16 protein-coding genes are annotated in these 13801 nt (G+C 41.4%); 9 read left to right on the top strand and 7 right to left on the bottom strand.

Annotation, left to right across the window (positions count from 1 at the left end):
- Positions 1-79 precede the first annotated feature (79 nt).
- Both J0L60_04970 and J0L60_04965 read right to left on the bottom strand, forming a co-directional pair.
- Positions 80-676: a dihydrofolate reductase family protein gene (locus J0L60_04970; protein MBN8545469.1), complete on the bottom strand. Its 597-nt coding sequence runs from the start codon at positions 674-676 to the stop codon at positions 80-82.
- A gap of 27 nt (positions 677-703) precedes the next feature.
- Positions 704-1318 (bottom strand): DUF4159 domain-containing protein, encoded by a 615-nt coding sequence (locus tag J0L60_04965; protein ID MBN8545468.1) that lies wholly within the window; start codon positions 1316-1318, stop codon positions 704-706.
- 216 nt (positions 1319-1534) lie between these two features.
- Here J0L60_04965 and J0L60_04960 point away from each other — a divergent pair, with 216 nt between their 5' ends.
- From J0L60_04960 to J0L60_04925, 8 genes are all read left to right on the top strand, one after another.
- On the top strand, positions 1535-3766 hold the full coding sequence (locus J0L60_04960) for a T9SS type A sorting domain-containing protein (protein MBN8545467.1): 2232 nt from the start codon (positions 1535-1537) through the stop codon (positions 3764-3766).
- Positions 3767-3857: 91 nt separating this feature from the next.
- On the top strand, positions 3858-4202 hold the full coding sequence (locus tag J0L60_04955; GenBank protein MBN8545466.1) for a winged helix-turn-helix transcriptional regulator: 345 nt from the start codon (positions 3858-3860) through the stop codon (positions 4200-4202).
- Between the two features lie 36 nt (positions 4203-4238).
- The gene (locus tag J0L60_04950; protein ID MBN8545465.1) at positions 4239-4904 is read left to right on the top strand and encodes a protein-tyrosine-phosphatase; all 666 of its coding nucleotides are present in this window, start codon (positions 4239-4241) and stop codon (positions 4902-4904) included.
- Complete coding sequence (locus tag J0L60_04945) at positions 4891-5136, top strand: thioredoxin family protein (protein ID MBN8545464.1); 246 nt, start codon at positions 4891-4893, stop codon at positions 5134-5136. Before J0L60_04950 ends, J0L60_04945 begins: the two co-directional genes overlap by 14 nt.
- A gap of 2 nt (positions 5137-5138) precedes the next feature.
- Complete coding sequence (locus J0L60_04940; protein MBN8545463.1) at positions 5139-6152, top strand: permease; 1014 nt, start codon at positions 5139-5141, stop codon at positions 6150-6152.
- A gap of 16 nt (positions 6153-6168) precedes the next feature.
- Positions 6169-7251, top strand: a complete 1083-nt coding sequence (arsB, locus tag J0L60_04935) for an ACR3 family arsenite efflux transporter (protein ID MBN8545462.1) — start codon at positions 6169-6171, stop codon at positions 7249-7251.
- Positions 7252-7275: 24 nt separating this feature from the next.
- Positions 7276-8190: a cation transporter gene (locus J0L60_04930; GenBank protein ID MBN8545461.1), complete on the top strand. Its 915-nt coding sequence runs from the start codon at positions 7276-7278 to the stop codon at positions 8188-8190.
- Positions 8191-8207: 17 nt separating this feature from the next.
- Entirely contained in the window at positions 8208-8621 is a 414-nt protein-coding gene (locus J0L60_04925) for a GIY-YIG nuclease family protein (protein ID MBN8545460.1), read from the top strand.
- Here J0L60_04925 and J0L60_04920 read toward each other — a convergent pair.
- Positions 8600-9064, bottom strand: coding sequence for a hypothetical protein (locus J0L60_04920; protein MBN8545459.1), 465 nt, complete (start codon positions 9062-9064; stop codon positions 8600-8602). The genes J0L60_04925 and J0L60_04920 overlap by 22 nt on opposite strands.
- Positions 9065-9218: 154 nt before the next feature.
- On the opposite strand from J0L60_04920, the gene J0L60_04915 reads away from it, so the two are divergent.
- Complete coding sequence (locus J0L60_04915) at positions 9219-10655, top strand: aldo/keto reductase (protein MBN8545458.1); 1437 nt, start codon at positions 9219-9221, stop codon at positions 10653-10655.
- 25 nt (positions 10656-10680) lie between these two features.
- Here J0L60_04915 and J0L60_04910 read toward each other — a convergent pair whose 3' ends face one another.
- The 4 genes from J0L60_04910 to J0L60_04895 are packed head-to-tail and all read right to left on the bottom strand — an operon-like array spanning position 10681 to position 13801.
- Positions 10681-11400, bottom strand: coding sequence for a fatty acid desaturase (locus J0L60_04910; protein ID MBN8545457.1), 720 nt, complete (start codon positions 11398-11400; stop codon positions 10681-10683).
- Positions 11401-12051 carry a carotenoid biosynthesis protein gene (locus J0L60_04905; GenBank protein MBN8545456.1) on the bottom strand — a complete coding sequence of 217 codons (651 nt, stop codon included), beginning with the start codon at positions 12049-12051 and terminating at the stop codon, positions 11401-11403.
- Positions 12030-13142 carry a glycosyltransferase gene (locus tag J0L60_04900; protein ID MBN8545455.1) on the bottom strand — a complete coding sequence of 371 codons (1113 nt, stop codon included), beginning with the start codon at positions 13140-13142 and terminating at the stop codon, positions 12030-12032. The genes J0L60_04905 and J0L60_04900 overlap by 22 nt, the downstream gene beginning before the upstream one ends.
- Positions 13142-13801, bottom strand: a complete 660-nt coding sequence (locus J0L60_04895; GenBank protein MBN8545454.1) for a lysophospholipid acyltransferase family protein — start codon at positions 13799-13801, stop codon at positions 13142-13144. Before J0L60_04895 ends, J0L60_04900 begins: the two co-directional genes overlap by 1 nt.

The following is a 13801-nucleotide window of genomic DNA, read 5'->3' as shown; positions in this document are numbered from 1 at the left end:
AAGCGCAAATAAAACTCTTTGGATAACAATATTTATTTCAACTTCATTTATACTGTCTTATTCAATTTATTGTTTCTTACTAAAACGAACCCGTTTTGACTTCACCGGCGCGTTCATAATCTGCAAAGATAACTCCACTTGGCGAAAATTTACAATCAACCATTTTAAATGCTGCCGGAATCGTGCCTTCCGAAAACAGACGCTTGCCACTCCCCAAAGTGACGGGAAATATTTTGAGCTTCAAGATATCTACCAGATCATGCTTCAAAAGCGTTTGGACAAGATTTCCACTGCCCCAGACTTTCAGGTCGGGACCGTCCTCTTTCTTTAATTTTTGAATCCGTTCAACTACATTGTCATTGAGAAGGATGGTATTGTTCCACTCGGGTGAAAAGTCATTCCGAGAGACAACATATTTCCGGGCTTCATTCACACCCGGCCAGCCTTCGCCGTTCTGTGGCCAGTAGGAAGCGAAAATATCGTAGGTTTTCTTTCCCAATAGTAATTCGAATGGAAGTTTCATTTGTTCTTCCATTATCGTACCGGCAAATTCATCAAAATACGGCACTGTCCAGCCACCATACTTGAAACCGCCGGAAGTATCCTCCTCCGGTCCGCCCGGAGCCTGGTAAACGCCATCAAGGGTAATGAATTCCAAAACAACTATCTTTCTCATAATTTTCTCCTTATATTGGTGGTTTGCCTACTGTGTAAGTGCGAATAAAACTATATTTGTTCCGAATTGAAGGGCTTCAATCCTTTTTTCTTCGGGATCATTGTGTACATCTGCATCCGCCCATCCGTCACCGGGATTGCTTTCATAAGTATAAAAAAGAACCATCCTTTCGCCTATAAACAAACCAAAACCCTGAGGTGGTTTCTCATCGTGTTTGTGAGTTTTTGGAGGTCCATCGGGAAAGCGATACTTCATATTGTAAATTTTATGATTGAACGGAATCTCCTTTAATTCCTGACCGGGGAAAACCCTTTTTATTTCCCGTCTGAACCCTTTGTCAAATCCGTAATCGTCATCGACATACAAAAATCCGCCGTTTTCAAGATACTTCCTGAGATTGTTTATCTCCTGATCCGTCAATGCGATATTTCCGTGACCGGTCATAAAGAGAAACGGATAACTGAAAATATCCTCTGTCGCCAGATCGGCAAATCTGTATTCAGGATTCACCTTCAGATTCGTGTTTGCTTTTAGAAATTTCAACAGGTTGATATCCGCCGACTGGTCATTATACCAGTCGCTTCCACCTGAATACTTCACCCGCGCCATCCTGAAATCTCCCGGCTGGGCAAAAGCCGGCATTGCAAACAACATTAACAAACAGAAAAACAAGAATGATTTCACTATGGTATTACTTATTTAGAAGGTTTTTGTTTCACATTTGGCTGGTAAATTTTTACTTCCATTTTTGCAAATTACGGAAAACGGGGTCGCTCTGTAAGGGCAAAATCGGGGGATTTGCTTTTTATCCGGAAATTGTTTTTATATTTGTGTAAAATATTTTTATTTGGAGATATTATGAACGGGATATTGCAGATCAGACAGAAAAACTTGAAAGTGAATTTATCAGGAAAAGTTTTCAGAATAGCAAAAGCTTCTCTTTTCCTGGTTTTTCTATTGACATTTACATTAGATGCTCAATACATCAGACTGTTCTCAAAGTTTAAGAACTATTCAATCTTTACCACTGCATCTTGGGATACAACATTATATGTTGCCGCCGGATGGTCACCGGAATTGCTCGTTTCCCGCGATGGCTGGCAAACAATGTCTTATAAACGGTATAACTTTCCGGTCGGGGCACTATGGCAGGACATTAAAGAAATTCAACTGACCGGCCCTTCAACTATCTTCTTAAAAGGACAACAAAGCCACTATGTCTCCAGAGATACCGGGAACACTTGGAGCGTCCTGCCCGGATACAATACATCCCGTATGGTGTTCTCTTCCCTGCGGGAAGGGATGTACTGCTCACAGGGAAAGGTACATTTCACTCTTGATTCCGGAAACACCTGGATTGAAAAAAATATGCCGACTAATTCCAGCGGATATGTGGCAATTGCCATATTTCCAAACGGCAACATGATCGCGCGAAATGGCGTCAATCTGTTGACTTCTATTGATACAGGAGCAACCTGGTCGAGCCAGATTCTTCCTCGCAGCGATATTTATGATATCGCCTTCTTGTGGGGTAACGGTAATGCATTCTACTCACCCGGTAACGCTGTCTATCAAACTACAAATTCGGGTGTAACATGGTCGCAGATACACACTTCAACGGATGTGTTGAGGATTTTTCACATGACCTCCCCCGACTCGGTTTATGTTTATTGTCCCGCAAATTTGCAACTTCGTCTCTACAGAAACTACTTTGCGAGTTATGAATTGCTGCATCAATTTACTGCCGGTGCCCGCCTTGACGATCTCTCATTTGCATCCCGCTCGAAAGTGATTGCCGTTACTTACGGAGATTCGCTTGACAATTTATCGGTCTCAAATGATGGAGGACACACTTTTATCCCTGTTGAACCCAACTTTGTTGACCGGATTTACAGCCTTAAATTTTTTAACAGCCTTGAAGGGCAACTTATTTATAAAGCCCCTCTAAAAATTTATTTCACTTCCACTTCCGATGGAGGTTTAACCTGGAGTGCAAAGGTACCTATTGAACCTTTTAACGGCTTCTCAGGCAATATATATCCTGAGAGCCGCAACTCAGTACTGTTTATAGACCAGGGGACAAAAAAAGTATTGAGATTTACTCCTGAAACCGGATATACCACTATTTTCAAATCTAACTCAGGTTCACAATCACCCCGATATCTGTACAAGTATGGTGACTCAACAATATTTGTTGCCTCTGATTCCATCCAAGGCAGTTTTTCCGCTTCAAACCTTTGGAAGAGTACAAATAACGGGCGAACATGGGAAATAATCAATCGCTATGATAACGGTTATTATCTTGGCAGTATCTATATGCATAATGATTCCACCGGATTTGGGACATTAAAAGGGAATGTGATTAGAATTACCAAAGGAGGAAGATCATGGCAAGGAATTCCAATGTTCAACGAACCGGCACTCACTGAAGCACCAAGCACCTACCGTGTAATCAAAAGTTTTAATGACTCAACGGTTTTTGTCGAAGTGAATAGAACCATTTATAAAACTACCAACAGCGGGAAAAATTGGCAATCCCGTCTGTTTAACGACGCAAATGATATCATCGATGCCGACTTTATCTCAAAGGATACCGGTTATGTGATACTGTCGACCAACAATCCATACCCTTTTAGAGTGACAACAAACGGGGGTATAAACTGGTTGGGAGTTTACTGGTTGGATGATGTTTTTGAACCGCAATTTTTAAGTGTTACCGACTCGAATAAAATCTTTTTGGCGACCAGCTATGAAATATTCGTTACCGATAATCTGGGAGGACAACCCCTGGGAATGAAGGAGGATGGCCATCTCTCCAATATACCGGTTGAATTTGAGCTTTCTCAGAACTGGCCAAATCCTTTTAATCCTTCAACCAGTATCAGTTATTATCTGCCTGAATCCGGGATTGTGAAAGTTTCTGTTTACAACATTATGGGTGAACTCGTCAACTCACAGCAACCGGAGTTTGTTCCACAAGGACAACACATAATCAAATTTGACGGTTCTCACCTCCCTTCAGGTGTTTATATCTTAAGTGTCACTTTTGCCGGACAGAGAAGAAGTATCAAAATGCTGTTGTTGAAATAGAACTCTGTTGAGCTGCCGCAACAGAATAAAACAGAAATAATTTTTGGATTGCCGGATTTTTCTTATATTTCGTTAACTAACGAAATGAATTATGGAAGAAAAAGCAAAATTCTTTAAAATACTCTCCGATCCCAATCGGCTTCGTATTCTCAAAATGCTTCAGATTAAGCCTCTTTGCGTCTGCGAGATTACCGATGTTCTCAGCCTCGCCACTTCGACCGTCTCCCAGCACCTGAAAATATTAAAGGAATATGGCTTCATAATTGAAGAAAAGGATGGTAAATGGGTAAATTATGAAATTCACCCGAATCCGTCTGACAAAAGAATATCTGCCCTCCTCTCTTCTCTCGATTTTTGGATATCTGATGAATCCTCAATTTTAAGTGACAAGGAAAAGGTTTTGCAGACTGACAGAGTTACATCGTGTGCCAAATAAATATTTATCCATTATTTCGGTAATCAACGAAACAATATGAACATCTATCCAAAAATTGAGCTGACTCTTCGCACCGTTTCTGCCGCGGAACAGAATATTTCGTCAGAAAGAAAAGACCTTTTGAACAAATTTGCTGAATACATTGCAGACAAAAGAATCAAGGGCCAGCCCGTGAATCTGACTTTCATTTGTACACACAATTCAAGACGGAGTCACCTCTCTCAAATATGGGCGCAGTTTTTTGCAGTATATAACGGACTAAGGGAGATTAATTGTTTTTCGGGAGGAACTGAAGCAACTGCCTTTAATCCCAGAGCCGTCAGTTGTCTCAAGGAACAAGGATTCCTTATCGAAACCGGAGAAGGTGAGATTAACCCGGTATATTCTGTTTCTTATTCAGATGAAGCCTCTCCGATCAGATGTTTTTCAAAAGTATATGATCACCCTGAAAATCCGCAAAGGGATTTTGCTGCTGTAATGACCTGCTCTGATGCAGATGAAGCGTGTCCATTTATACCAGGAGCTGAAAAAAGATTTCCCGTAAGGTACGAAGATCCAAAAATGTTTGATGATACCCCTCTCGAATCAGAAAAGTACAGCGAGCGATCTATTCAAATTGCTTCGGAAATGAGTTATCTGTTTTCAAAATCAGCCACCCTGATAAGTGGTATTAACCAAGGAAAAAAATATGACAACGATTAAAGTTTACGGCAGCGGATGTGCAAACTGCAAAAAACTCGAACAGCTTTGTTACGATGCAGCCGCAGAAATGAATATAAATGCCAACATTGAAAAAGTTACCGACCTAATGGAGATAATGAAATCGGGAATTATGTCAACACCCGGTCTGGAGATCAATGGTAAAATAGTCTCCTCGGGCAAACTGCCAACCAAGGAAACACTTAAACAGTGGATAACCGAAAACAGCCACTAAAAATGAATAAAAAGCTGTATTCAATCCCCGTTGCAGTAATTTTATGGGGTTTGATCTATTTTAACCTGACCCTCATCACTGACTTCATTGTTTATGATATGGCAGGCCTGGAAAAAGGCACTCACCTTACTTCCGCCATTCATTTTTTTATTTATGAAGTGCCCAAAGTTCTTCTGCTCCTCACCATAGTTGTCTTTGTTGTGGGTATCATAAGGTCGTGGTTCTCACCCGAACGCACACGAAAACTTCTTGGCGGGAAAAAGCAATTTCTTGGGAATATATTGGCGGGCTTACTCGGAGTTGTTACCCCTTTCTGCTCATGTTCTGCGATTCCTCTTTTTTTGGGTTTTATTGAAAGTGGTGTCCCTCTCGGTGTAACATTCTCATTTTTGATATCCGCACCGATGGTGAACGAAGTGGCGGTAGTGCTTCTCTTTGGGCTGTTCGGCTGGAAAACCGCTCTGATCTATGTAACCACAGGGCTGTTCATTGCAATCTTTTCAGGTTTTATCATCGGGAAGCTTGGTCTGGAAAAGTATGTCGAGAGCTGGGTTTACCAGATAAAAACAAATAACGGTGAACTCGAGAATGAAAAGCTCTCTCTTACCGAAAGAATCGAAAAAGGTATCGAAGCTGTAAAGGAGATTGTTGCAAAGGTATGGGTTTATGTTGTTATCGGAATAGCTGTTGGTGCGGGAATACATGGATATGTACCTGAAGACTTCATGGCTTCCTTTATGGGAAAATCTGCATGGTGGTCAGTTCCACTTTCCGTACTGATTGGGATACCAATGTACTCAAACGCTGCCGGGATAATTCCAATTGTGCAGGCACTGCTCGAAAAAGGTGCTTCACTCGGTACCGTGCTCGCTTTTATGATGTCGGTAATTGCACTGTCATTACCTGAGATGATAATCCTTAAAAAAGTGCTGAAAATACAATTGATTTTGACTTTTGTTGGTGTTGTCGGCACCGGAATAATGCTGACAGGATTTTTATTTAACTTTATTTTTTAACCAATTAGAACTTTAAATGAGCTCACTGACTAAAAAACTCTCATTTCTCGACCGTTTTCTGACATTATGGATTTTTCTTGCGATGGGTATAGGCGTCGCCTCCGGATATTTGTTCCCCTCTGTGGTCAACTTTTGGAATTCATATCAGAGTGGTACAACCAACATCCCTATCGCAATCGGTCTGATACTTATGATGTACCCTCCTCTGGCGAAAGTCAAGTACGAAGAGCTTCCTGATGTATTCAGAAATATTAGAGTGTTGGTACTCTCACTCGTTCAGAACTGGATAATCGGTCCCGTCCTGATGTTTGTTTTGGCAATACTTTTCCTGCCGGATCATCCCCACTACATGGCAGGTCTGATAATGATCGGACTTGCGAGATGCATCGCCATGGTTATAGTTTGGAATGAACTCGCAAAAGGCGACACCGAGTATGCGGCCGGACTAGTGGCCTTCAATTCCATTTTCCAAATCCTCTTCTTCTCACTCTATGCTTGGGTCTTTCTCACGGTCCTTCCGGAGTGGTTTGGATTGCAGACCTTCAAGGTGGACATAACCATCGGTCAAATTGCGGAAAGTGTTCTGATTTATCTCGGAATCCCTTTTTTCGCAGGTATGATTACCAGGTTTGTAGGATTAAAAACATTCGGAAAAGAGTGGTATGAAAAAAAGTTCATCCCAAAAATCAGTCCAATCACACTTGTTGCACTTCTTTTTACAATCATGGTCATGTTTTCACTAAAAGGCGAATATATTGTAAAAATACCACTGGATGTTGTTAGAATTGCAATCCCGTTAATTATTTATTTTGTGATCATGTTTTTTGTATCTTTTTACCTGGGTAAAAAGATTGGTGCCGACTATTCAAAAACGGCAACCCTCTCATTTACAGCCGCAAGCAATAATTTTGAGCTCGCCATTGCAGTTGCCATTGCAGTTTTTGGAATCCATTCCGGGGAGGCTTTTGCAGCCGTGATTGGACCTTTGGTAGAGGTCCCCGTGCTGATTGGTCTGGTAAATGTCTCTCTGTGGCTGCAAAGGAGATATTTTGGCAAAGTGGATGAGGGAACCGTGAAATCACCTGATGTTTGTCCATAATTTTTTGTTGATGGAGATTACAGAATGTCGCATAATCACTCGCATAACCATTCCCACCACCACGGTTCGGCAGGTACCACATCCGAGAAAAATCTTTTCATTACCATCGGATTGAATTTCCTTATTACGATTGTACAGGTTGCCGGTGGTATTATTTCGGGAAGCCTTGCCCTCCTGTCTGATGCTCTGCATAATCTAAGCGATGGCATCGCCATTGTCATTACTCTTATTGCAATGAAACTGAGCAAGAGACCAAAATCGTTTAAATACACTTTTGGGATGAAAAGGGCGGAAGTGCTGGCTGCAATTTTCAATGCGAGTACTTTGATAATCATCAGTTTTTTCCTGATAAAGGAGGCAATTGAGAGGTTCGGAAATCCTGAACCGATAAAGGGCACCCTGATGCTGATCGTGGCTTCTGTCGGACTGGTTGCAAACTTCGTCGGTATTCTGCTTCTAAAAGCCGGTTCAAAGGATAATATAAACATCCGCTCTGCATACTTCCATCTTCTAAGCGATACAATTTCAAGTGTGGCTGTGATTATTGGCGCAGTATTTATCATCTTTTATCAGGTTTACTGGATCGACCCGGTATTAACCATACTTATTTCACTGTATATTCTGAATGAAACTTTCAAAATCGTGAAAGAAGCCGTGGACATGGTGATGATGTCGTCCCCTGCCGATATTAATATTACTGAAATTAAAAGTGTTCTAGAGGGATTGCCTTCCGTATCAAATATTCATCATGTCCATATCTGGAGACTTAACGATCATGATACACATTTTGAGGCTCACATCGAAGTAAATGATATGACGGTCAGTGAGTCCACGGAAATGCAGAAGGAAATCGAACACCTCCTGCACGAAAAGTTTGGAATAAACCACACTACGCTACAATTTGAATGCAACAAGTGTGAAAACAAATCAATGATCTGATATCTGAATATTCTGATTTGAATAAATTAATCTTCGATCCTCCCTTCGAAAAAAATAATTTACCGGACACCAAAGGAATCTACCTTCTTGAACTGGAGCTTTCGGCCGCCCGATATATTGAGGCGGGTAAACGGGGGAGTATCCTGTTCAAGAAGGGAATATATATTTATGTCGGAAGTGCCTACGGTCCCGGCGGTTTAAGAGGAAGGCTTAGTCACCATCTCAGGCCTGCTCCAAAACCACATTGGCATATTGATTACTTAAGACAACATGCTCCCGTGAAGAAAATAACGGTGTTTGTGGTACACAAAGAATATGAACACGAACTGGCATTAAAACTTTCCAAAGAATTTGATGTGCCTCTACCCGGATTTGGTTCCTCAGGTTGCGGCTGTCCTGCACACCTGTTTTACCGGGTAAAGGAAAACTGATACTTCGTTCCCTCGGAATCTCTTCTTACCAAGAGTCCCATCAACATTTCATCTTTCATGTAGGTAAAGTATGTAGTCCCCTCTGCGGGATTTTTCATCCCTGAAAAGATATAACCATTCTCTTTTGAGGCAGTAATATACGCCTCCCATCTGATGTGGTTCTTTGTGTACTCAATCACTGTGTACATGTCGTTTTTGAGATCCTGAAACACTCCTACAAAATAGTCATCGCTTTCGAGAGGTGACTCGAAAACAAGCCGGAATCCGTTTGAATCGCTGTCATCTGTATTCAAATAGAACCCTTTACCCGCCATCTCACTTTTGATAAGGGAAGTATCGCTTTTGAAATCGAGTAATTTCGTCATCTCTCCATACGACAAATATTGCCCGAACGATGGCATGGTAACTAAAAATAATATTATTGCGAGGTATCTCGGTATCATCGGCGCTCATAAATAGTTATTGTATCTTCACCCGCAAATTTAATTCAATCAGGATGTGTCTTTAATGTAAAATTTCATCACCTGTTGAAAATCAATTATTAGCAAATAATTTATTATATTTGAATTCCAATAATTGCTCGTATAAGGAAAAGACATGCAGAAGAGAAAATTAGGAAAAACCGGCATTGAAGTCCCGGTTTTTGGGTTTGGCGGGTACCGGATTGATAAAAGAGTCCGTTCACACGCAGAAGCCTTAAGAAAAGCTCTCGTCTCCGGTATCAATTTTATAGATACTTCGACAAATTATTCCGATGGAAACAGCGAACTTCTGATTGGCGAAGTCCTAAAGGACATGGAAGAGTCTTCCGATTCAAAAAGAGCCAATTTTGTAATTTCTTCCAAAGCAGGTTACATCCAGGGGAAAAATCTCGATAACCTCAAACGAAGGGAAGCAAAGGGCACACCTTATCCCGAGATAATCAATTGTTCTCCCGACCTGAAACATTGCATTCATCCTGAATTTCTAAAGGATCAGATCACGGAATCGCTTAAACGACTCGACTGTGGTTATCTCGACATCTTCTTTCTGCATAACCCTGAATACTTCCTGATGTACTCCACCGAGAGAGACCAAAGCAAACTCCGCAAAGAATATTACGGAAGACTAAGAGCAGCCTTTGAGCATCTTGAGGAAGAAATTAAAGCCGGCAGGATCAGAAGTTATGGCATCTCTTCCAACACCTTCGGACAACAGAGTTTCCATCGCCACTTCACTTCACTCGAAGAAATTCTAAAAATCTCTCCGGCCGGGAAAAATGATGCCGGCGTCTCTGTTATTCAGCTTCCCTTGAATCTGACTGAAAAAGATGGCCTGACTCTGGTAAATCAGGCAGAAAACGGGAAAAGCGTTATCAAACTCGCTGCAAAACATGAGCTCGGTGTGGTCATCAACAGACCCCTCAATGCAATTGTGAACAACAGGATTGAAAGACTAACAGACTTCAGCATGGACGGCAGTTACAATATTAAAGACCTTCAGAGTTGTTTCAGAAATGTGGATACACTCGCCGAAAACATTTACCATGAAGTTAAAAGGCTGACGCGCACAGGATACGACAAGTATCTTGATCTGAAGGACTCCTTCGGCATGGCAAAATTCCTGATGAAAAATTTCGATGACCTCGATAATCCCGTTTCATTGAACGACCTTATAGAGTTTTACATAAATCCCAGGGTTAGAATCATTAAATCAACCGTGATCGAAAATGAATCAATGCCTCCAATCGTCGCGGAACTCGCACAAAACTTCCTTTCCGAAATGAGGAAGTTTCTCCATATCCTTAATACAATAGTTATTGCAAAGTATAACATGAACAACATGAAACTTCATGGTATGTTGAATAACTACCTGCCACAGAATCTGAGAGGTATTTCGCTCGGCAGCAAGGCACTCGTCATGACTGCATCACTCCCGTATGTCTCTTCAGTTCTGGTTGGCATGAGGCAGCCGGCTTATGTGGATGAGGTTCTATCAATTTCAGATGAGATTCCGATCCCGGAACCCGAAGCATTTTGGTTTATGGAGAGGTGATCTTCGAAAGATCGATAATTTCAGATTAATGTCTGTGGCTGAGAATCTCTTCTTTTGAGAGTCCTTTTTCTCTTATTTTATAGAGTCTCCACCATGGTACTGCGGGATAACTGTGGTGCTCATAGTGATATCCAAAAAAATAGCAACTGAGCATAGCAAGAATATGGTTTTTAACCTGTGATCTTGCGTTGTGCGGTTTCATCTCTTCCGTATGTGGATATTTATGCGGAAGATAGGTACCAAAATAAAAAAGTTGAAGTGTCCCCAGAAATGCAGGCAATACCCAAAACAATATAATAGCAGCCTCTGAAAACCATAACTTGAGAATATTGTATCCGGCTGCCATCACGATTATTTGCCATATCGTAGTATATCTGATCATAAATGTAACCCACCACACCCAAAAATTCTGTGATTTCACATTAAAATCGGGATCCCGATCGGTCCCGGGAAACCGGTGATGGTCGAAATGGTGCGTTATCAAACGATTATACGACATCCCCGCAAAGAGAAATGTTGCCAGATAGCCGGTTATTTTGTTGATCAGTTTGTTGCTGCTCACCGTCCCGTGCATTGCGTCATGACCAGTTATGAACAATCCCGTATAGAGATACGACTGGATAATGATGTGTAGATAGAATAACGGAGATAATGGATCGGGAGTTGTGTAGTTCAGAATGTAAAAAAGATGTGATCCCCATAATGAAATAATGAGGAAGGCAACGGCAATTCCTTTATTCGACATTTATCTTACCAGAATCATTTCAAGCATCAGGAAGAAAAGAAACTGAATAAGAACAAGGAATATAGGTAGATCGTGCTTTGGCTTTTGTTTCAGGAAAAAAAATCCGAGAGCACTGACAGCCGCAATTACAAACCAGGCTATGTAATTTTGAAACGGTATCTTGTCGTTCATCCAATTCCAGTATCCAAGATGCATCGCGACCGGCTCCATTACAAAGTCAAACGCCACGGTTGCTGTTGCCGCCAAAAACACCAGTGCTGCAACATTTGCCGTCGCTTTTGTGAGTGCAGAAACTATCGCATAAATGATCATAACCCAGTTAATTCCAATGATAACAGGAACTCCAAAAAGTTTTGGTCCAAGTGTGTCACCGTAGGTGTAGTTGCCAAATACGGCTCCTGTTGATACACCAATAACTTCAAGAGAAAATGTGAGAACAAATGTTGCAACCGCCCATATTATTACTTTTTTATTCCAGTCACTCCTGGTCAAATATATGACAAAAGCGACGGAAAGAAAAAGTGTAATGGGGGTAAGGTCTTTCATCAATGGCAGAAAATTCTCGAGGGAGTGCCCGAGAATTCCAACAGAATAGAAAAGGGCGAGCAATATCGCTCCGCCGTATTTCTTTATAAAGTTCTGCCTTTCCATTCAATAATGCCTGTTTTCGTGAAATAAAGAGAACGCCAACCCGTAAAATACATAATAATCATTTGAATCGGGTGACATAAAACTTCGACAACCGGATTTGAATTGCTTATTCGACCGGTAAACCATCTTGAGAACAAAGTTAATAAAACGGGTGCCACCCAGATTGTATTGAAGAACACAAACACGAACGGCACAAGGTACACAAGTACAAAAAATGTGATCATGATAACAAAAAGTACCGCCGGAATATCGAAACCCGCATAAAAATTCTTTGTAAATCCCCTGATTGAGGATAAAAATCCTGAGTACATCCTGCACCTTATAACCTCGCCTCCCAGTGCTGTCATCATCCTCATTCCCGAGCGTTTTATCAGACGCGAAAGCTCCATATCCTCCACCACTTTGTCGCGGACTGCGGAGTGACCACCTGTTGCTGCGTAGGCGATCCGTGTCATCATAATAAACTGGCCGTTTGCAGCCACAAACTTTGGCGATTTCGATTTGTAAACTTGCTTCAAAGGTAAGAAATTCAGAAGGAGCCAGTTCATTAAAGGTATAACAAGAGCGGAACCAAAGCTGTTCAATAACTGAGTCGGGAAAACCGAAAACATCGACAGGTTAAACTTTTTCAGCGTATTCAATGCAATTGCTGCTGCATCTTCCCTCAGAATGACATCAGCATCGATAAACAACAGATATTCCCCTTTGGCTTCCTCTGAAAGCTGATGACAAGCCCAATTTTTACCAAGCCATCCCTTCGGTAAAGGCTCCCCTCGAAGAAGTTTCACCCTGTCGTCTTCCGCAGCAATTTCTTCAACAATTTCACCAGTCCTGTCTTCAGAATTGTCATCGAGCACTATGACCTCAATGTTTCGATGATTTTGGTTCAGGCAGTTTCTTACGCATGTTGCAATATTCTCCTCTTCATTCCGGGCAGGAATCAAAATCGAGAGAAACGGGAGCGACTCATTATTTTCCGGACTACCAAGATTTTTGCCGGGAACAGGTGCCGTCAGCAAATTATATAAACTCACACAGAAGGTGATGAAAGCAAAACCGGTGATGACTGAGAAAAGTATCAATTCAATCATCACTTGAAGATATCCCTTACAAATGATTTGGACGCTGCCTTGGCATTAAGTTCTCCAAGATTTTCCATAAATGCCGTTTCAAAAAATGTAAAATCCTTTTCAACTTTCGAGGCAGGAACCGGATTTCCAAACGAACAATATAGTGCAGGAAGTTTATCCTCCTCATACTGCACCTTGAAGGCAACGGGAATAACCACGGAGCGGTCGCCAGTCCCCCCCACAAATTTCGATATCCCCGCTTTCAGATTCAATGGACGCAAATCATACGGTTGAATTTCTCCCTGAGGATAGATTACTGTCAGATTTTTACTGTCCGAAAGAAGCTCTCTGGTATATTTAACTGTTTTAATGATGCTTTTTGTATCGTTAAGATCGATTCCATACGCCCCCATCCAGTTAAAAAACCGGTAAACCCTCAACTGCTCCGAGAGCATTAAAATATGGAAATTCCTGTTCGGGAGAAATTCTCTCTGTATCTTCTGAATGAAAAAACCGTCCCACCATGAAAAATGATTAGGTGCGAAGGTTACTGATACATCATCTTTGACTTCGGGAAATTCATTCGTGACATAAAAGTGAGAGAAGTGCTTCTTCATCAATCGTTCGAGATAGAAAGTGAAAAGAAGGTCGAACCACGGTTTTTTGTCAGCCTTTATCAT

It is taken from the genome of Ignavibacteria bacterium, from assembly GCA_017302895.1.
Taxonomy (GTDB): Bacteria; Bacteroidota; Ignavibacteria; order Ignavibacteriales; family Ignavibacteriaceae; genus UTCHB3.
This window is presented reverse-complemented; position numbering and strand designations above follow the sequence as displayed.